Origin of the sequence: Nostoc sp., assembly GCF_036919675.1 — a bacterium.
Lineage (GTDB): Bacteria > Cyanobacteriota > Cyanobacteriia > Cyanobacteriales > Nostocaceae > Nostoc.
Genome location: NZ_JBALCP010000057.1, coordinates 137,040 through 155,080, shown reverse-complemented (window position 1 = coordinate 155,080; position 18,041 = coordinate 137,040). Strand labels below are relative to the sequence as shown.

Annotated in this window: 17 protein-coding genes; 4 read left to right on the top strand and 13 right to left on the bottom strand. The window is 41.3% G+C overall.

Annotated elements, in window-relative coordinates:
* Window positions 1-155 precede the first annotated feature (155 nt).
* Entirely contained in the window at window positions 156-656 is a 501-nt protein-coding gene (locus V7K49_RS11400) for a fatty acid hydroxylase (RefSeq protein ID WP_334871287.1), read from the bottom strand.
* A gap of 965 nt (window positions 657-1,621) precedes the next feature.
* Between V7K49_RS11400 and V7K49_RS11395 the strand changes: the two genes are divergently transcribed.
* On the top strand, window positions 1,622-2,209 hold the full coding sequence (locus V7K49_RS11395) for an HAD-IA family hydrolase (RefSeq protein WP_335205596.1): 588 nt from the start codon (window positions 1,622-1,624) through the stop codon (window positions 2,207-2,209).
* 408 nt (window positions 2,210-2,617) lie between these two features.
* Window positions 2,618-3,487 (top strand): DUF5895 domain-containing protein, encoded by an 870-nt coding sequence (locus V7K49_RS11390; protein WP_335065440.1) that lies wholly within the window; start codon window positions 2,618-2,620, stop codon window positions 3,485-3,487.
* Between the two features lie 110 nt (window positions 3,488-3,597).
* Here V7K49_RS11390 and mltA read toward each other — a convergent pair whose 3' ends face one another.
* Together mltA and V7K49_RS11380 are read right to left on the bottom strand one after the other, a co-directional pair.
* Window positions 3,598-4,857, bottom strand: a complete 1,260-nt coding sequence (gene mltA, locus V7K49_RS11385; protein WP_334871312.1) for a murein transglycosylase A — start codon at window positions 4,855-4,857, stop codon at window positions 3,598-3,600.
* A gap of 3 nt (window positions 4,858-4,860) precedes the next feature.
* Window positions 4,861-5,115, bottom strand: coding sequence for a hypothetical protein (locus tag V7K49_RS11380; RefSeq protein WP_298919156.1), 255 nt, complete (start codon window positions 5,113-5,115; stop codon window positions 4,861-4,863).
* A 319-nt stretch (window positions 5,116-5,434) separates the two neighbouring features.
* On the opposite strand from V7K49_RS11380, the gene V7K49_RS11375 reads away from it, so the two are divergent.
* Window positions 5,435-6,814, top strand: coding sequence for a serine/threonine-protein kinase (locus V7K49_RS11375; protein ID WP_335205595.1), 1,380 nt, complete (start codon window positions 5,435-5,437; stop codon window positions 6,812-6,814).
* 175 nt (window positions 6,815-6,989) lie between these two features.
* Here the strand turns inward: V7K49_RS11375 and V7K49_RS11370 are convergent, their stop codons facing one another.
* On the bottom strand, window positions 6,990-7,898 hold the full coding sequence (locus tag V7K49_RS11370; protein WP_335205594.1) for a c-type heme family protein: 909 nt from the start codon (window positions 7,896-7,898) through the stop codon (window positions 6,990-6,992).
* Between the two features lie 178 nt (window positions 7,899-8,076).
* Between V7K49_RS11370 and V7K49_RS11365 the strand changes: the two genes are divergently transcribed.
* On the top strand, window positions 8,077-8,934 hold the full coding sequence (locus V7K49_RS11365; RefSeq protein ID WP_442942292.1) for a phosphate/phosphite/phosphonate ABC transporter substrate-binding protein: 858 nt from the start codon (window positions 8,077-8,079) through the stop codon (window positions 8,932-8,934).
* 804 nt (window positions 8,935-9,738) lie between these two features.
* Here the strand turns inward: V7K49_RS11365 and V7K49_RS11360 are convergent.
* From V7K49_RS11360 to V7K49_RS11320, 9 genes are all read right to left on the bottom strand, one after another.
* On the bottom strand, window positions 9,739-10,509 hold the full coding sequence (locus tag V7K49_RS11360; RefSeq protein ID WP_335205593.1) for a hypothetical protein: 771 nt from the start codon (window positions 10,507-10,509) through the stop codon (window positions 9,739-9,741).
* 691 nt (window positions 10,510-11,200) lie between these two features.
* Entirely contained in the window at window positions 11,201-13,978 is a 2,778-nt protein-coding gene (locus V7K49_RS11355) for a GAF domain-containing sensor histidine kinase (protein WP_335205592.1), read from the bottom strand.
* A 569-nt stretch (window positions 13,979-14,547) separates the two neighbouring features.
* Window positions 14,548-15,018, bottom strand: coding sequence for an NADAR family protein (locus tag V7K49_RS11350; RefSeq protein WP_334871274.1), 471 nt, complete (start codon window positions 15,016-15,018; stop codon window positions 14,548-14,550).
* Window positions 15,019-15,655: 637 nt separating this feature from the next.
* Entirely contained in the window at window positions 15,656-15,835 is a 180-nt protein-coding gene (locus tag V7K49_RS11345; RefSeq protein WP_335205591.1) for a hypothetical protein, read from the bottom strand.
* A 34-nt stretch (window positions 15,836-15,869) separates the two neighbouring features.
* Window positions 15,870-16,019: a hypothetical protein gene (locus V7K49_RS11340; protein WP_335205590.1), complete on the bottom strand. Its 150-nt coding sequence runs from the start codon at window positions 16,017-16,019 to the stop codon at window positions 15,870-15,872.
* A 204-nt stretch (window positions 16,020-16,223) separates the two neighbouring features.
* Window positions 16,224-16,403, bottom strand: a complete 180-nt coding sequence (locus V7K49_RS11335; protein ID WP_334871270.1) for a tyrosine-type recombinase/integrase — start codon at window positions 16,401-16,403, stop codon at window positions 16,224-16,226.
* Between the two features lie 57 nt (window positions 16,404-16,460).
* Complete coding sequence (locus V7K49_RS11330) at window positions 16,461-17,177, bottom strand: ROK family protein (protein WP_298919949.1); 717 nt, start codon at window positions 17,175-17,177, stop codon at window positions 16,461-16,463.
* Window positions 17,177-17,308 carry a hypothetical protein gene (locus V7K49_RS11325; RefSeq protein WP_334974312.1) on the bottom strand — a complete coding sequence of 44 codons (132 nt, stop codon included), beginning with the start codon at window positions 17,306-17,308 and terminating at the stop codon, window positions 17,177-17,179. The genes V7K49_RS11330 and V7K49_RS11325 overlap by 1 nt, the downstream gene beginning before the upstream one ends.
* Before the next feature lie 276 nt (window positions 17,309-17,584).
* A complete protein-coding gene (locus V7K49_RS11320; RefSeq protein WP_335205589.1) occupies window positions 17,585-18,034 on the bottom strand; it encodes a sensor histidine kinase in 450 nt (149 codons plus the stop codon).
* Window positions 18,035-18,041: the final 7 nt, after the last annotated feature.

Here is an 18,041-nt window from a genome sequence, read left to right as displayed (position 1 = left end):
AATTGGCAATCAGCTTTTTTGAGTATGTGGGTGATCGCATTTCTGAGACTGGAATAATCCCCTCTCTGGCAAAACATAAATAGTGTCCAAAATCAGCTGCGATCGCAGCTGATTTTGGTAATTTTAAAAAGTATTTAGGTAAGCGGTAGCTTCAGTTAGATCCGAGAGTAGCGAAAACGAAGTCTGAGTAGCCGAAGCCAGCGTAACCACATTTGTGCAGGTTGTTCAAAGAAGGTGAAAATATCACCGAGACCCAAATTAGTTTTGTGATGGTGTAACCAGTGTCTCTCAGGAGTAGTAATAAATAGAATTTGGCATAAAATATTTACAGGCTTTGAAGTTTGCCAACCTAGTACACTTATGTGTCTCCACCATACATGAAACTGACCAAGCAGTAATCCAGAGATAACGCCAATGGGAGAGAAAGACCACAGGACTACTGCTATGAGTACATAAGGCAAAGCTCCCAAGATACCATCTAAAAGAACCTGGGGATTAAAAGTCAAAATAGCGTAGTGGCGGAAGTCCTTCTTCCAGGAGTGGTGGGTTTTTAAATGAAGGCTACCAAAAACGTGCTCAGGTACATGGTAAAAGAATGTAGATAGAAAATCGCCAAAAAACAGTAATAACCAAGCAACAGCGATAGCCTCAAGCATTTGTACTCCTCAAGTAAGTTAAGAAACTCCACACAAAATATGCAAATGTCATGCTGTCGGCGTAGACACCTGGCTTTTTGCTATGCAATCAGCACCTGTGCATCTCATGGGTCTACGCTCCAGTTAATTTGGCTCAGAGTATATGTAATTGAGTCAGTTGCAGTTTCATGAATCTCCGCTCCTTAATGCAGTCAACAGCAACTCGTAATAATCTCCAATTTGACTTCTAGCTCTCGGTTAACGGTAGCCATACATCTAAAAACCGATAAAAATACAGTACTTTCACATAGTTACTACACAATCTTCTTACTAAGACATACAGCGTAAGCAAAGGTTGAGTTAAAGTTAGTACAAATTTAGGTTAAGGCTTTCTTCAACATTGTTAATTCTAAATTGATTGCAATTAAGCTACAATTATGAATCTAATTAGAACGATATAAATAGGTATTCTGCCAAAGTAATTAGGGTTATCGAGGTGAAGAAAGGGGGTTTATAATCAAATTGAGAAGCGGCAAAATTTTGAGCATCTAGAATTAACTAGATGCCATAAGAGTAGACTATCAATCAATAGATCATGGGTAGGGAGCGACGCAATCAGACGAAGACACAGTGACGCGGAGAATGAATATTTCCCTATGTCCCCGTCTCAACCTTTCAATTTCAACTTATACCAATTCTATGTAGGCTTAAAGCAAGTGGCATCGCGTTTTCCGACTTGTACCCCTACGGGGATCTTGCTAGCAAGATCCCCGTAGGAGAGTTTAGTTTTTTTGTGCCCATCTACTTGCTTATCTTCACACAGTTTGGTATTTTATTGTCTACCTACTTAAACTCTGCTTTGATATAGAAAAAATGTTCAGAGACTTTAAGAGCGGCAAATGTGGCGATGCCTGCGGCGGGCTGCGCCAACGCAGATGGGTTCACCCGTCTTTGGTTTGTGAAAACTGAACACTATTAGTCAAGCTGTGAAGTATAAAAATGTGATTAACTTCAATCAGTATAAGGCTTTAACTTTCGATTGTTACGGAACCCTGATTGATTGGGAAAACGGCATCTTAGGGGTGCTAAAGCCACTTCTGCTGACACATAACACTAATTTGGATGAGGATCAAATTCTGGAACTTTTTGCTGAATTTGAAGCAGAAGTGGAAAAAGGAGAATATATCAAATATCGAGAAGTTTTGCAGATAGTAATCCAGAAATTTGGTGAGCGATTGGGCTTTGAGCCAACTGCTGAGGAATTAAATTCACTTGCTGATTCGATTCAGTATTGGCTGCCTTTCCCCGATACAGTTGAGGCACTTAAAACCCTCAAGCAAAACTTTAAGCTGGTAATTATCTCAAATGTCGATGACGATCTCTTTGCTTTCTCAGCAAGGCATTTGGAGGTGGAATTTGACCAGATAATCACAGCAGAACAGACAAAAAGCTACAAACCCTCCTTAAATAACTTCAGACTTGCTATTAAGAGAATTGATTTGCCGTTAGAGCAGATATTACATGTTGCTGCTAGTGTATATCACATGTTGCTGCTAGTGTATATCACGATATAGTTACAGCCAAATCTCTGGGACTATCAACAGTCTGGGTAAACCGTCGAGCAGACCAACAAGGAGTTAATACCATAGAATCAGCAATAAGTCAACCTGACTTAGAAGTGCCGGATTTAAAGACTCTCGCTGCTTTGAGTTTACCGAAATAATACTGAGCAATAAGTGCTGAGTGCCTAGCACTATATTCGATGAGGATTTGTTGTTACAAAACGAAACAGGGATTGCAAGATAGATTGATTCTGCCTTAATCTGGAAAAACTACTACGCCAGTTTGATGGCACGTTCACCCTTCTTTTGAGGGCGACGTGCAAAGGACGGGTGACGCTCGTACCAACGCTCTCCTTCTGGCTCTCTAGGATCAGCGTGCTGATAAACTTGTTCAATAAAACACTTTGATAGCCTAAAACGATGAAAGCATCTGCTAATTTCGACTTTGAAGACGAGAAATTCAATGCACCGCCTTCTCAAGTCATTCCCTGGTGTCAGATGATTAATCCTCGGTATGGCGCAGATGGTATGCAATCCCACGGTTTGGCGATTAAGCTAGATAATGCCCATGCTGTCGGCTTTGTGCCAGATGATAATTGGCAGCAGGTAGAGCATGAATTTAGCTCTGGAGTCGAAACAGTCTTTATTACCACTACTCCACACTTGGTTTTGGTGCGTCGGGGGCCATTGTCTGTCAAAGACCGGGAAAGTGGTCTAAAACTGGGTACGCTCAAAGAAAATTATGATGCTTTTTTAGCCGATAAACTTAAATTTAAAACTTTTACTCGCTATCTAATTTTTATAGTGGGTGAGAATAAAAAGTTTTTACATGAATCACCACTACAATTAACTCTTAATGGTGCCGCCGGAGCGAGTTTCAGCAAAACCTACTGCGAATATCAACAAGGTAAAGTAGTTAGTGGATTCGTTGCTGAACTAGAAAAGGCTTATGCTGTTTACCGCAAGCAACCTTTGACACCAAAAGGCCCTTTGTTCCACGCTCACGGGATTTTTTGCCCGATAATTGAGTGTGAAGAAAGAGGTATTGAACCAAATACAGTTCTGGTAGCTTCAACTGTAGACTACAAACATCCGACAGTAGGAACTTTAACACAATACTTAATTGCTTCCGATTCTCTTGAGTCTGCAATGATTTGCAAGACTTTTGAAGAATACAAAGATTTTGGCAAGGAACCTGTAAAATCAGAAACGCCTAAATTGGCGATCGCAGGAGTTTCCAACTCTTACGTTTATGCTGATGAAGATGATTTTGCTTATCCGCCGTACTAAAAAAAGTGAGGAGTGAGGAGTGATAAATGATGAGTTTTGAATTAATAACAGACGCGATTAATCGCGTCTCTACTCCTAACTCCTGTACAGACGCGATTAATCGCGTCTCTTTATTCTTTGAGCAGCAAATAATATAGTGAACCATTACCGCCTGTGATGCCAGCGCGATCGCCTGCTAGTTTACCAGATCCCATGAAATAATCTACCCGTCCTGGGCCTTTGATGGCGCTTCCTGTATCCTGGTCAAGCACAAAGCGGCTGACAGTACGCCTCTCTAGTTTGCCACCACTGGCAGGATAGGGAAATGAGTTATGAATCAGGGCTAGCGCTCCCGGTGGCATGAGAGACTTATCTGTAGCAATGGAACGTTCTGCTGTCACTGGCACACGAATACAGCCTGTAGCTGCGGTACCACCAGTTTCTTGAAAGAAAATAAATCGTTTCCAGCGTGGCAGATAATTGCTCAACTCCTGCGGCCGTCGCCGGAAGAAAGCAGTCATCCGTGGCAGTGTCAATCCATCTAGTGGAAGTTTGCCATCTTTGGCTAGTTCTTTGCCGATACTAGTCCAGGGGTAATCAGTTCCACCTGCATAGCCAACTGACGTTGTTTTGCCATTAGTTAAGTTAATTTGGGCAGAACCTTGGATATGTACCATGTATGCGTCAAAGCGATCGCGAAACCAAAGCAGTTCTAAACCGCGCAACTTGCCCTTATTTCCTTGTAAACCATCCTTACCTTCCAAATCAATTCGTTTTGGGTGGGGTTTACGCCATTGGCTGAAATCAGGTGGTAGCCGATAAAGAGGATACTTATATATTGAAGTCCTAACACGGCTAGCGGTGTAAACAGGCTCATAATAAGCAGTAAACTTAACAGTACCCTTGCCATCGTTGCCCACAGACTGGTAGAAGACAAACTCACGGCGGACAGCGGCTTGTAATTGCGCTGCTGACTTAGAACCGATAACCAGTTCGCGGAAACGTAGCAAACTCGTGCGGACGCGATCAAGCGTAATTTCCTTAACTGGATAATTTTGATATGCTGCGATCGCCTCCTTCTTTGTTAGGTAAAGCAGACTGTTGTCAATGGAAGCTAACAACGCATTGCGATCGCCTATTTTACCTGTTTGACCCCAAATTTGGTCATCCCAACCCAAACAAGTCTGCCCGAACGGACAATCGCTTGCAATAGCGATTGGTTTGAGCGGTGGCGTTAACTCAGGAGTAATTGGTACTGGTAGAGGTGGAAGATCAGGAGTTGTGGGTACTGGCAACGGCAGTAAGTAAGGAACCTGAGCAACAGCCGACCAGAGAGGGTTTATAAGGGCAATTCCCAAACTCAAGGAAAGCAAAGCAAGGGTTTTTCTCATCATTTAGTTGAATCTTTCAACACTGGAACTAAAAACTGGTTCTACCCGGATTGCCACGATCCGAGAAGGGCGGATTACCATATATTCCCCTTGAATATTTTTGAGCGGCACACTAATAAAGTCATTAGAAGCAGACTTTGGCACAAGTTCGCCACTATACCACTTCTGAAACTCTTGAATAGTAGGAAAACGTACTTCTTCCCGGTGACCGCTTTCCAGTAGGAGGTATACGGCATATTCATTTGCAGTTCTAGGCATAAGGTTGAATCATTTAAAAAACATTCAACCTATTGTTAACCACGTAACCCCCGAATGAAAAGGGTAAGCATACGGGAGGTGGGGAGCAGAGGGGCAAAAGGGAACAAATGCCCAATGACCAATGCTGCATGACTCTTCACTGTAGACGCCTAATCCTTTAACCAGTTCCTTAAAAAGTTTAGGAAGTCATGATACTTGTAGTACAATCCTCAAAAAACCTTGGTATTTCAGCACTACCTACCTAGTTTATTTCTCAACAAACCTTGCCAAAGCTGGTAGTTGTGCCAAGATTAATTTGAGGACTTAGGCAAGTGAGACAATGTTAGGACAATTATTAGACGGACGTTACCAAGTCCTTCAAGTCTTAGGTGGAGGTGGATTCGGTCAAACCTACATGGCCCAAGATACCCATCGACCAGGTTTGCCGAAATGCGTTGTCAAACACCTTAAGCCTGTCACTCGTAGCCCTGAATTTCTCGAAACTGCTAGACGGCTATTTACCAGTGAAGCAGAAACACTAGAAAAACTGGGCAACCATGACCAGATTCCTCGGCTTTTAGCCTATTTTGAAGACAACCAAGAGTTCTTCTTGGTGCAAGAGTTCATTGAAGGGCATACTCTCAAAGCGGAACTATTCCCCAATCAACCTTGGACAGAAGATCAAGTAATTCAACTGCTCCAACAGGTGTTGGGTATTCTACAATTTATTCACAGCCACAACGTTATCCATCGAGATATCAAGCCGGATAATATAATCAGGCGGCAACAAGACGGCAAGTTAGTGCTGATTGACTTTGGCGCAGTTAAACAAGTCCAAACTCAACTGGTTACAGTTCTAGGGCAGATGGGGGCTACTATTATCATTGGTACCCCAGGATATATGTCTACAGAACAGGGGCAAGGTAAGCCCCGCCCCAACAGCGATATTTATTCCTTGGGCATTATTGGTATTCAATCGCTGACCGGGTTACATCCGATAAACTTTGAGGAAGACCCAGATACAGGAGAAATTTCTTGGCAGCATCAGGCTAACGTCAGTTCTGGGTTGGCATCTGTGCTATCTAAGATGGTATTACACCACTTTAAACAACGCTATCAGTCTGCGGCTGAAGTTCTACAGGCGCTTAAGGATCTCGATACTAAAGTAGAAGCGCAATCACTTCAACCACTATCTTTTACACAACCGCCTCAAGCTTTACTTTCTCAACAAAACTCAATTGGGTATCCGCCTGCTTCTATCCTGTCTCCAGAAAATTACAGCCGCTTGGAAACAATTCTTTTGGAATTTGTCGGCCCCGTTGCCTCAAGATTACTACGACAAGTTGCGGCATCAGCGCCCAACCCCGAAGAATTAATTAATCAATTGGCCCTTCATCTTCGAGGAAATCAACAAATTGATTTTAACAAGAAAACAATGTTTCTACTAGAGAAACCTACTCTACTACAGGAACTTACTGTTAAATCAGAAATTCAGTCAAATAATTTACCAAGCCAAGAACCTCAAGAAATCAGCGATAGCTTTGTGCATCAGTGCGAACAGGAATTAGCTAATTTAATTGGCCCAATAGCTAAGTTCTTAGTCCAAAAAGCTGTTAAGTCTTCTGGGCAAATTTCTCGTGCAGAATTTGTGAAAGTTTTAGCATCACAAATTCCTGAACCTCAAAAAGCTTTGCAATTTCAGCAACGTCTACTTTCTTAAATTTTTAGCTGATACCAATTTTGAAAAAAATGCAACAAATGGGTAGGTTGTGTTTCCCTTGACTTTTTCAGAATCCAAAATCGTTCGATGGTTCCTGAGCGAAGTCGAAGGACTGAGCGAACGCAAGAGCGTCTCTAAGAGTTGCCGAACTCTAAAATCCAAAATGGAATTAGCTCTAATTATTCAGCATCTCCAGAGCTATTTTTAAGCTAGCTTTCATTCGATTAAATGCTTCTGCTAACCCGCCAATTTCATCATTAGAGCTTTCTTCAAAATCAGCGCTCATATCACCCACACTCACTTTTTGGGCTATTTTCTCTATTTTTCTGATCCGCTGAATCACATATTTTTTGATTAAGAAGTTAATTAAGAAAAGTATGAGCGCAAAGATAGTAATTAAAATTCCCATTATCAATATCCAAGTCCGTTTGGCATTGGCAAAAATCTCTTGAGAGGGAACAGAGATTATTTGGGCAGAAACAATCTGATTCAGTTTCCAGCCAAAACCATTTTCCGATCCATAAGTTACTAGTTGACTCTTAGGAGCCTGATCTGGTGTATTATGACATCGCAGACATTGCTGCTGTGTAATCTTGAGTGGTTGGGCAATATAAAATACTTCGCCTTCTGACAAGGTGCGAAAGCCAGTAATTTCTTGAGTGTTTGGTTCGTTACGAAAACGCTCAACAAGTTGAGTTTCAAAACTATCGGCTTTATCTGCTAAATTAGTTGGATTAAGTGTTGCATCCTTATGAAAAAAGTTTTTATATTCCGGCTTTTTACGAAAATTCTCAAAAACCTCTTTAGAGGAAAAAGTTGGTACTACTTCAGGCATGAACGTTGGATTAATATCTAGTCTAGGTTCCAATAGAGGAACTATCCGATTTTGTGTATAATCTCTAACTCCGTTCACCATTTGGATGAGAGTCTGTGCTTGAGCAGCTACTTCATTTTGCGCTCTCCCTTGAAGTACACTGGATAAGGCAACGCCACTTCCCACAATACTGACTATGAAAACTAATATTAAAAGTAAGTTAAATTTAGCACCTATTTTTAAGTTTTTTAACGTAATGTTGTTTAACATAACCGGAAGCACGAAGCTGGTATCTGAGTTTGTCTAATATTTATTTATACCTGTTAGAAAGCATCTCAACAATATTTAAATAAATATTAATTTTTTGTTGCAATGTAACCTATTTAGGCAGCAGTCAAACTTATCTAAATTAGTCCTGAAAGCCAAGTTATTTCTTTAACCATAATTAATGATATTTTTGCAATTTCCCCGACGTTTCTTTCTGTTTAATCTGCTAGGTTTGACATTTGCTGCCTGCCAATCACCAAAGGAGTTTGAAGGCACGTTAACTATTGGTGTTATCAACTATGGTGGAGGTGAACAGATAATTAACCAATATGCTAAATTCAATAGTTACTTGGGTGAAAAGACAAACTCATATATTCAGCTAGAGCCTGCTTTTAATGAAAATAGAGCGGTTGAGCGCCTTCAGGCTCGTGCTTGGTCATTGGTATTTGCTCCACCAGGTTTAGCGGCTATTGCGATCGCCCGTCACCAATATGTTCCCCTGTTTCCTTTAATAGGTATTAGTAATTTGCGTTCAATCTTCGTTGTTCGCAAAGACAATCCAATATCTGACTTAAAACAGCTGCAAGGTCAAACAGTGGCTTTAGGTCAGTTAGGTTCAGCAACAGGATATTATTTCCCACTTTACAATCTTTATGGTACAACACTAGCACAGATCCTATTTGCACCCACACCCAAAGCCGGGCTGGAATTGGTCGCCCAAGGAAAAGCGATCGCCTGTGCTGTCTCGGAGGCGGAATTGGCTCTCTACGGTTCACAGTTGGGCCCAACCGAATTTCGCATATTATTTAAAGACCCTCACTATGTACCATTAGGTGTGGTCTTGATTGGGCCAAATGTAGAACGTAACCGTCAAGAGTTCATCCGCAAAGTCATGAGTGATGCACCTTCAGGTTTAGCTCAAGAAGTAGGGTATATATCCAATGGACAAGTACCAGATTACAAATACATGATTTCTGTGGTCGATCGGCTGAGTTCGATTACTTCTCAGCTACAAAAAAAACCTGTTCGTTTATTTTAATCAATGTAAAATAAACCTTTTTTTAAAAAACTATTCCCTCGCAAACATTAGTATCAAGCCTTATTTACATCTCTCAACAATACCTAATCCTAAAGGGAACCCACAGAATTTTGAGCCAGCACAACCAAAAGGTGAGGAACCCATGACAGCTACTATTAGTTTTCGTGGTAAGTAGGTGGGCGTTAAAAAATACAACCAGATTAAGAAATGTAAATTGCTTAAAAGCTTATATTCAAAGCGTTTCTCGTGCTTTACATAAGTTTACGTAGTTTGGTTTAATTGTGCCTACCTACTTACTGAAAAGATGAAGGAAGAGGTGAAGGCACAAGAAGACCCGCCAGAGTTTTGCCGTCAAGCTATCCAAGAAAAGCTAGATAAGGATAAAAAGAAATAATTCCAAAAAACTCTAAATATAAAAAGCTCCTGATAAGTAGGGAGCTTTTATTTTGAGAAAAATTTGAGCTTCAATTGTTGAAATATAGTTCAATCATTTATTCGATCCTTTGTCCCAGTTTAGTGTAAATGTACTACTCTCGGATTAATTTATTAATGTAATACTGTGCTCACTAAAGAGATTTACTTAAAGGAGTACTATAAACCGCGTCCACCTTGAAAACTGTAGTTCTTTCCGTATGAAAAGAAAAAACCCTCATTCCCCAGCCCCTTCTCCCAAATTTGGGAGAAGGGGAGCCGGAAATAAGTCTTTCTCCCTACTTGGGAGAGGGATTTAGGGTGAGGGCAAAAACTACGGTTCTCAACATAGATGAGGTTTAGTTCGATTTTTGGTAAGTAATATTATTTTGCTCAAAAAAACAATTTGAATCGTGCTAGCTGGTTTTCAATGGTTCCTGTGAGGATTTTATTTAGTTCTGTGGTATCTTGGAATTGCAAAATTTGCTGCGTGGGCAAGTCGAAGGGAAATTGCCCTTCAAACTCTGGGCGTTGCATTTGCGCTAGTAAAATCTGTTCAGACCGCTTACTTTGAATAGCATAGCCAATCTCAATACAGACATTAGGACTGGGAATTAGTTGGGGAGTTTCTTTACCATCAATACTAGCAATGGGTGTGGTGTCAGCGATAAATAACAAACTCTTACGGATTTTTCGCATGATCGTGCGGTTAATCCGTACAGGCGCACCGCTGGGACGAGAGGATTCTATTAATGTTAGGGGAAAGCGCGATCGCTTGTTTAAACTGTCCAAACTTTTTCGCAGTTCTTCTCTTATAACATTCGTCGCTGCGGCATACTCAGTTTGATAGCACAAAAAAATCGTTGGTTCTAACTGAGCTAACACCGCCTGCTTGATAAAATAAATTTCATGACTAATTAAGTCAATGTTAGCTACGCAATAGCCACCACTACCTTCAATATAAAATTCAATATTTTCCCCTTCCAGATAGCGCCCAAACCAAGTTGATTTCTTAACTTCGTCGCTTTCTTCCAAAAAGTCTGCTCGCAATGCTGATTTCAACAGGCTTTTTTTGCTTAAGCGAATGTCTGGCATACGTTTTTCCAGTTCTGGAATCGGCTCGTAATCCTGTAGATACCACGCTTTGAGCGCAATAATTGACATAAGGCGCTATTTAAACTATTTCTCACTATTCAACTTCGTATAATCTTACACCCAGAGGAGACCCTATCTCAGACTTCTCTTTAAACACAACAACACCCAAACCTCTAATTGCTGAACTATTTCCTCCTCTTCTTTATTCTATCCAGGGATGTAATCACTTTCATCGCTTCTGTAAACAAGTAATGAAAATCAGTTACGGCGTCCCCTAATCTTCCATATTTGAGGAAATAGCAGTTTTCGCGTTGGGTGTTGCTGTCTTTTGACGAGACAGATGTAAGTTAAACAGCGTTTTTTACCTCTTACTACATTTCAAATGCAGCTGTTATATCTGCCAGGGAAGCTTATTTAGTGGCTTCAACTATTAGATTATCATTTCGGGATCGGAGGGATTTTTTTTGCAACGAAACTTTACTTTTTAAGCATTTTTAATTTAAGTTAATATATTACAGGCCCTGGATAGCTTCTAATCTTTTTTTTTTAGTCTAATGTTAAAAATTTGATCATAAGCCTTTTGGATGAATTGAGTAATTATTATTTCAATAGACCTCTTGCAAAATTATTTTGTGGTATGATTATAAATTTTGAAAAAAATGCATATCAAATTTATACAGAGAACTTTTGTTAGTTCATTGGTATATCAGATTGATATAAAAAGCAAATTTTTAAAAGACTCCATTGTACCATGAATTATTTATGCAAGAAGTCTATTGATTTTGGCTGGAGGCTTGACGGGAATTTCAATCCAGAACTCTGTACCTTTGCCAGGTTCTGAAATACACTCCATTATTCCACCATGTTTTTCGACAATAATTTGATAGCTGATTGCCAGTCCCAGTCCTGTACCCTTGCCCACAGGTTTGGTAGTGTAAAACGGGTCAAAAATTCGCTTTTTCACCTCTTTAGTCATTCCGGGGCCATTGTCACAAATACGAATCAACAGACGAGAGTCGTCTACTGAGATTTTAGTGGAAATATAAATAGTCAGTATTGGGCATGAGTTATTCCTTTTGTCCACCTTGTCCCTAGTCTTCAGTTCCCCAGTCCCTAGTCTCCAGTCCTCAGCCCCCATTATCAGGGCATCTATGGCATTGCTGAAAATATTCATGAATACCTGATTCATTTGGCCGGCATAGCATTCCACCCGGGGGATGTTGCCATAATCTTTAATTACCTGAATACCTGGAAATTCAGCATTTGCTTTCAGCCGATGTTGCAAAATTAATAAGGTGTTGTCAATGCCTTCATGCAGGTCAACGCGCTTGTTTTCAGCCTCATCCAAGCGAGAAAAATTTCGTAACGACAGCACTATTGAGCGGATGCGATCGGTTCCTACTTGCATTGAGGTCATGATTTTCGGGAGGTCTTCTACCAAAAATTCAAAATCGATCGCTTTGATCGCAACGTGAATTTCACTATGCGGGAGGGGATAGTGTAACTGGTAGAGGCGTAAAATTTCTAGCAGTTGTTCGGTGTAGTCACTAGCGTGGCACAGGTTACCGTAGATAAAGTTAACGGGGTTGTTGATTTCGTGGGCGACACCCGCCACCAACTGTCCTAGTCCAGACATTTTTTCGGTGTGAATCAATTTTGTCTGTGTTTCTTGGAGTTCATGTAGGGTATGCTCTAAATGTGCAGCTTGATTTCTGGCTTCAGTTTCGGCATCACAGGTTTGTTGGTAGAGTTCTGCTTGTTGAATGGCGATCGCAGCCTGATCTCCTAGCTGTTGCAATAAATCAATTTCTGCATTCTGCCAATTTCTGGGAGCCTTGCACTCATGGGCAATTAGTAAGCCCCATAGTTGCATACCCATGTTTATCGGAACTATTAAGTTTGCTTGCACTTGCAGACTCTGCAAAAACTCTCGATGACAATCACTTAAAGGATCTGTTGAAACGTTGTTAATTGCCTGTACTCTGCCCTGAAAGTATGGATGGGTATACTGATCAGGAAAGCATTCCGGTAGTGCTTTTACTGCCAAAACTGACTGCCAATTGCCATTAATCTCTTCCACAATCACCGATCTACTCTTCAGTTGGAAAATCAGCACCCGGTCTGAGTTTAGCAGGAGACGGACTTCCCGGACGATAGTTTGCAGGGTTGTCTGCAAGTCCAATGTGCGGCGAATCTGCTCTGTGACTTGCTTGAGTACTTTGGTAAGCAGTAATGATTTTTCGAGTTCAGCCGTTTGCTCTTGCACCCGCAGTTCTAGGTTGACATTCAGGGCTTGTTCATGTTTATACATTTGCTGCTGCTGAATTGCCATTGAGAAATGATCGTACAAGGCTTGCGCCAATAAGATTTCTTCCGGTTTCCACTCAGCTGCTTGCCCCTTTTTTTGCTCTCGCCAAACCTCAAAGGAAAGCTGGGGTAAAAGTTGTCGCCGATTTTGTTCACATAGTCCCGCCCACAAGATTTCTGTTTCAAATTCCGAGCGAAAAATGCTTAATACACCGATAAATTTTTCGCGGTAATGCAAGGGAATCACCATGAGTCCGCGAATTTGAGTAGAACGGAATGCTAAAGCCAAAACTCGCAAACGTGGTTCTTTATAGAGGTCAGTGGTTGCCCAAATATTACCTTGTTTACACTCAGCCATCCAGTTTTGCCACATAGGATGCTGTTCGATAATACTGTTATCTAACTCGTAGGGGAGTGTGGGTTGGTCGCCCCAGGTGTATAGTTCCCAACTCTGTTCAATGTAAAGCCTGCCACCTACTCCACCGAAGGCAGTAATAACTTCTTCTAGCGCTCCCTGCAATTCGATTGCCGGTAGTTTATGCAATAGTGTGGTAACTCGGTTAATAGTAGCTTCTCGCTCTTGCTTGGCGAGGGTTTCGGTGAGTAGATTACTTTGAGCAATCGCTACCGCTACCTGATCGGCAACTTGCTGCGATACTTTTAGTTCCCGCTTCAAAATCTTTCGCGGTTCACTATGGTGAGATACCAACAATCCCCATAATTTAGGCTTTGCCGATTGTTCTTGTGGGTCGCAATGTAAAATTGGTACTACCAAAGAAGACTGCACGCCCATTGCCTTTAAGTATTGAATATGGCACGGGTCTACCTGCCGATAGTAGATATTAGTTTGTAGGGGTTTGCCAGTTTCTTTTGATTGTAGAGGCGATAGCCCGATCTTCTCGTTTGCTACATCGACAATCGAACGTTGTCCCACTGACAAAAACATCTCTCTGGCGGCTTCGGGAATATCATGAACTGGGAAGCGCAACCCCAATAACGATGGCAGACGCTGGTCATGAATAGATTCAGTAATAACTTCACCATTACCATCAGCATCAAAGCGATACACCATTACTCGATCTGAACGCAAAAATAAACGTACTTCAGTAACGGTAGTCGTTAATATTTCTTGCAGGTCGAGCGATTGCCTGATCTGGTTTATCATCCGATGCAGTAAACTTTCTTGGTCTAAGTTTTGCTGCAAACCTTTTGGTTTATCGGTAAATGTCATTGCCTATATACACCATGACTGAAGTATAATTTTTTTTATAATTGTCTTTGATAAAAATTTTCAACTTACAATGCCTTGATTTTCATCCAATTTTAAGAAATTCCTGCTACAAATGCGTTGCTTGGGGCGTACATTTGTTGCAAATATTTTTGGCAATGGATTATGAGGATATTTGAAAAGTATCAGATATTTTGCTTGATACCCGTAGTCTTCTAAAATTTATTTAAGTAAATATTAAACCGCTTACTGTATCAGTAAAGACTTTTCAAACATTTCTCAAGTCTAAAGTTAAGAAATTTTAATCATTGTCATCTATTAATTTTATATTCTAAAACATGAAGTCATTTCAGTAATTATACTTAAATTTTTAGCTTAATAATTTCCTGAAATTAAAAATATTTTTTAACGATTTTTGCCCATTAATTCAATTAATTAAGATTTTTTCAAATAAACAACTAAATTATTGGCAACTTTTTCAAATATTTTTGGCTGGGGAATTTTACTATTCCCCGTACAATTGCTGATTTTATGTTAAATCTAACTATTTAAATGTAACTATTTAGATTAAATTATTCGTAAATTACTGTTAAAGATAGTAACTTACGGATTTCTTCACGCACACTCATGAGAGTTTTACCGAGATGGTTTTGACCTGCTTTATTAGCACCACACCCCCAAAAAGAATCGGTTGGGGAGTTTTCAACCAAAATCTCATCGCCTGTGTTCAGGAGAACTTCTCTAATATCAAGATGAGTGAGAAACTTTTTGAGTACAGCTTCTCGCATAATTTGAGTTTTCACCAAATCCCAGTCTCGACGAAATTGGCGAGTGTTACATCTTCCCAAAGCGGCAGCTTCTTCTGGGGTGGCGACGGCATGAATGAGGGGTATAATTGCCGCATCTGTGCTGCCGACAAACTTTTGCGCTTGATAATAATGCTCAACCGTTGGCCAGTAAGTACCCTGGATATGGATTCTATGGGGAGAAAAGTTAGAAAAACAGCCATAAGGCTGCCAAACCTTATAAAAGTAAATAGTCATTTGAAAATTGCTCTTTTATATATCAACTTCAGGGGAGCTGAAAGATCGATCGCACTCGCAACCCAAAACCGGACTTATCAAACAGATTTTCTCTCAGTTCATATGATTGGGGATTCTTCCCAACGACTTATAAAGATTATCAAACTTCAGGGTAATTGAAACTTTATCAGATTTGAAAACTCTTCATTTGTATGAAGGGTTTGTAACATCACCCTACGGTAATTATTTTACACAATTCTTGGAACAGCAAGTTTACTACCTTGCTCATGAGCTTACCCTGGATGTGCTTACCACCTAGCAGCTGCTGACTGTCTTCTTGAGTGAGTCGCAGTGATAAATCAATTCTTTACAGGACTTACGCAAAATCATGATAAAACGTAGACGCAAAGCGGTAAAGCAGCGCGGTCTTCTCACATTGGGAGAGGCTAGCGCCTGCCTTAAGATGCCCGAACGCAAGAGCGTCTCCTTAAAAAGAAGGGTTGTAGGGGGTTTCCACGCCACTTGACGCCAGTCGCCTCAAGTCGGGAAACCCGCCCACAGCGCTGGCTCCTTTATGCCTCTTAACCCGTCCACCGCAGTGGCTCCCCATGAGCGACTCTGCTGTTAGCGCAGCGTTAGCGATAGCGAGGAATGAGCGTCACCCGGAGGGCTTACGGCAGGCTACCGCAAAGGACGCATTCGCGTAGGTAGCGTCTCCAAGAGTTGGACACATAGACGCAGCAGCGGCTTCCCGCAGGGTAGGAATAAGAGTTTCAGAGAGTTCTTGCGTAAGTCCTGCTTTAGTAAGTTCGTTCTCTGGTAGCCTTTCAGTTTCCACGCCGGTTAGGACGTACTGCCACAGACTGATCCGGCTAAGTTAAGCCAATCTGCCGATAACTGCAAAGATAATCATTATTACCCTGAGCGGCTGGTGAGCGCAGTCGAACCATGCCGAAGTGTGAGCTACGCCGCTTGGTCAGAGATGAAAGTGCGATCGTCGCGAAGCGAACCGCCTTCGGCATCGCATAATTATTTGTTGAAATCACTTTCAGCCTATCTGCTCAGTTCTGATTTGTCACAAGTTCGGGTAGATTTCATCAACTTCATCCCATGCCTGGTTCGCTAAACACGGAGAGTGCCTAAGCCTTGAGCTCTTGAAGGTCATACTCCCCATGCTGCAAGCTCTCAAAAAAGATTTCGAGAAAGCAGAAATAGGAGTTTGGCGTTCATAAAGCGTTGATCGCTCCCCTAACGCGATCGCTGTCAATTTCCACATAGCGCTCTAGGGATTTGAAATCTTGATGGCCCGTAATTTGCTTGATTGTATAAAGGTCTGTTCCGTTCTGGTGCAATTTGATCATAAAGCTCCTGCGGGTGCTATGGGTGCTAATACCCTTTGCAACCAATCCAGCCCGCCCTTAGACATCGCTTAGTACGCCCAGTTGTGGCTACTGAAAAACTTTTTACCTTTTCTCATCTCGCCACAAAGCAATACCACCTAATAAACCAGTGATATTGGGGATGAGTTTCACATTTAACGGTAGCTGGAAATTCACTCTCACGGCTTCACCACCGCCAATGTAAAGGTAATCATAATTGAACAGATGTTGCAAGGATGCGATCGCTTTTTCTAAACGCCTGTTCCATCTTTTCTCACCAATTTTTTCTAACTCTGCACGCCCCAACTGTTGCTCAAAAGTCTCTCCTTTGCGAAACGGATGATGCCCCATTTCCATATTTGGTACCAGCTTACCATCCATAAATAAAGCCGAACCAAACCCCGTACCCAGAGTAATCACCAATTCTACGCCTTTACCTGCGATCGCTCCAAACCCCTGCATATCTGCATCATTAATCACCCGCACAGGCTTATTTAAATGTTTTAATAATGCTGTTTCCAAATCAAATCCGATCCAATCTGGATGTAAGTTTACGGCTGTTTCCGTGACTCCAGACCGCACCACACCAGGAAAACCGACCGAAACGCGATGAAATTCACCTTGAGCCGCTGCTAACACAACAATTGCATTAATTACAACATCTGGTGTAGCAGGTTGGGGTGTATCTAAACGTGCCCTTTCCGTGACAGGATTCCCCGTTATATCTAAAACCATAGCCTTAACGCCACTACCGCCAATATCAACCGATAGGGTACGAATCGATCCATTTTCTTCAACCATTAGCTTAAGTCCTTGTTATTAGTCCCTATTTGGTTATTATCCTCTGCCGCATCTTGATTAGACTGGATATAGCTAGAGTTCTTCACATAGGGATTTACAAGCGATCGCTCCCAATCTCCCAATTTACACATAGGAAAAAATCCGGCTTGCTTTGGGCGGGGTTATACAGCAGTTTTCTTTTACATGAAGTCCAAAGCTACGGGTTTTGAGGCAGTCCGGCTTGAGGTGAGGTAGCCCCCGTCTTGGCGGTTCCCGTCGATAGCGCAGCGTTAGCGAGTCATCGAGCGTCTGGCGGACTGCCGAACCCGAAGCGCAGAAGGTAGAAACTTTTTATATCTGATCAAAGAGTCCTGCGTTTTGTAACTCACTTAAAAAGCAAACTGCTATAACTAAATCACTGAGCGTCCCTAATCCTCAATCCTACAAATCGGAATGGTAATTATAAACTGTGAGCCATGTCCTGAAACTGACTTGACTTCTAGTGTTCCTCTATGCTTTTCTATAATAATTTGATGAGCGATCGCTAATCCTAAACCAGTTCCTTTACCTACGTCTTTAGTGGTAAAAAATTGTTCAAATATACGCTGTTGCACTTCTCTAGGCATTCCTACCCCATTATCACTAATTTGAATTAATATAATTTTTTGGTCTTTAGTTAGTTCTGTACGAATTTTTATTTGAGGTGTGAATTCGATTTCAAATTTAGGTAATATAGAATTGGGAGTTAGGAATTGAGTAGGTAAGTAAGTTAATTTATCTAACCCTGTTTTCTTTATTTTCGGTAGTTGCACATCATTAATCTTCTCATCAATTGCATCAATAGCATTGGATAAAAGATTCATAAACACTTGATTCATTTGTCCT

Excerpts from the sequence above, each read along its gene's own strand:
- V7K49_RS11400 (WP_334871287.1), bottom strand. The coding sequence starts at position 656 with ATGCTTGAGGCTATCGCTGTTGCTTGGTTATTACTGTTTTTTGGCGAT.
- V7K49_RS11390 (WP_335065440.1), top strand. The coding sequence starts at position 2,618 with ATGAAAGCATCTGCTAATTTCGACTTTGAAGACGAGAAATTCAATGCA.
- mltA (WP_334871312.1), bottom strand. The coding sequence starts at position 4,857 with ATGAGAAAAACCCTTGCTTTGCTTTCCTTGAGTTTGGGAATTGCCCTT.
- V7K49_RS11380 (WP_298919156.1), bottom strand. The coding sequence starts at position 5,115 with ATGCCTAGAACTGCAAATGAATATGCCGTATACCTCCTACTGGAAAGC.
- V7K49_RS11375 (WP_335205595.1), top strand. The coding sequence starts at position 5,435 with ATGTTAGGACAATTATTAGACGGACGTTACCAAGTCCTTCAAGTCTTA.
- V7K49_RS11370 (WP_335205594.1), bottom strand. The coding sequence starts at position 7,898 with ATGTTAAACAACATTACGTTAAAAAACTTAAAAATAGGTGCTAAATTT.
- V7K49_RS11365 (WP_442942292.1), top strand. The coding sequence starts at position 8,077 with ATGATATTTTTGCAATTTCCCCGACGTTTCTTTCTGTTTAATCTGCTA.
- V7K49_RS11360 (WP_335205593.1), bottom strand. The coding sequence starts at position 10,509 with ATGTCAATTATTGCGCTCAAAGCGTGGTATCTACAGGATTACGAGCCG.
- V7K49_RS11355 (WP_335205592.1), bottom strand. The coding sequence starts at position 13,978 with ATGACATTTACCGATAAACCAAAAGGTTTGCAGCAAAACTTAGACCAA.
- V7K49_RS11350 (WP_334871274.1), bottom strand. The coding sequence starts at position 15,018 with ATGACTATTTACTTTTATAAGGTTTGGCAGCCTTATGGCTGTTTTTCT.
- V7K49_RS11340 (WP_335205590.1), bottom strand. The coding sequence starts at position 16,019 with ATGCCGAAGGCGGTTCGCTTCGCGACGATCGCACTTTCATCTCTGACC.
- V7K49_RS11330 (WP_298919949.1), bottom strand. The coding sequence starts at position 17,177 with ATGGTTGAAGAAAATGGATCGATTCGTACCCTATCGGTTGATATTGGC.
- V7K49_RS11325 (WP_334974312.1), bottom strand. The coding sequence starts at position 17,308 with ATGTGTAAATTGGGAGATTGGGAGCGATCGCTTGTAAATCCCTATGTG.
- V7K49_RS11320 (WP_335205589.1), bottom strand. The coding sequence starts at position 18,034 with ATGAATCAAGTGTTTATGAATCTTTTATCCAATGCTATTGATGCAATT.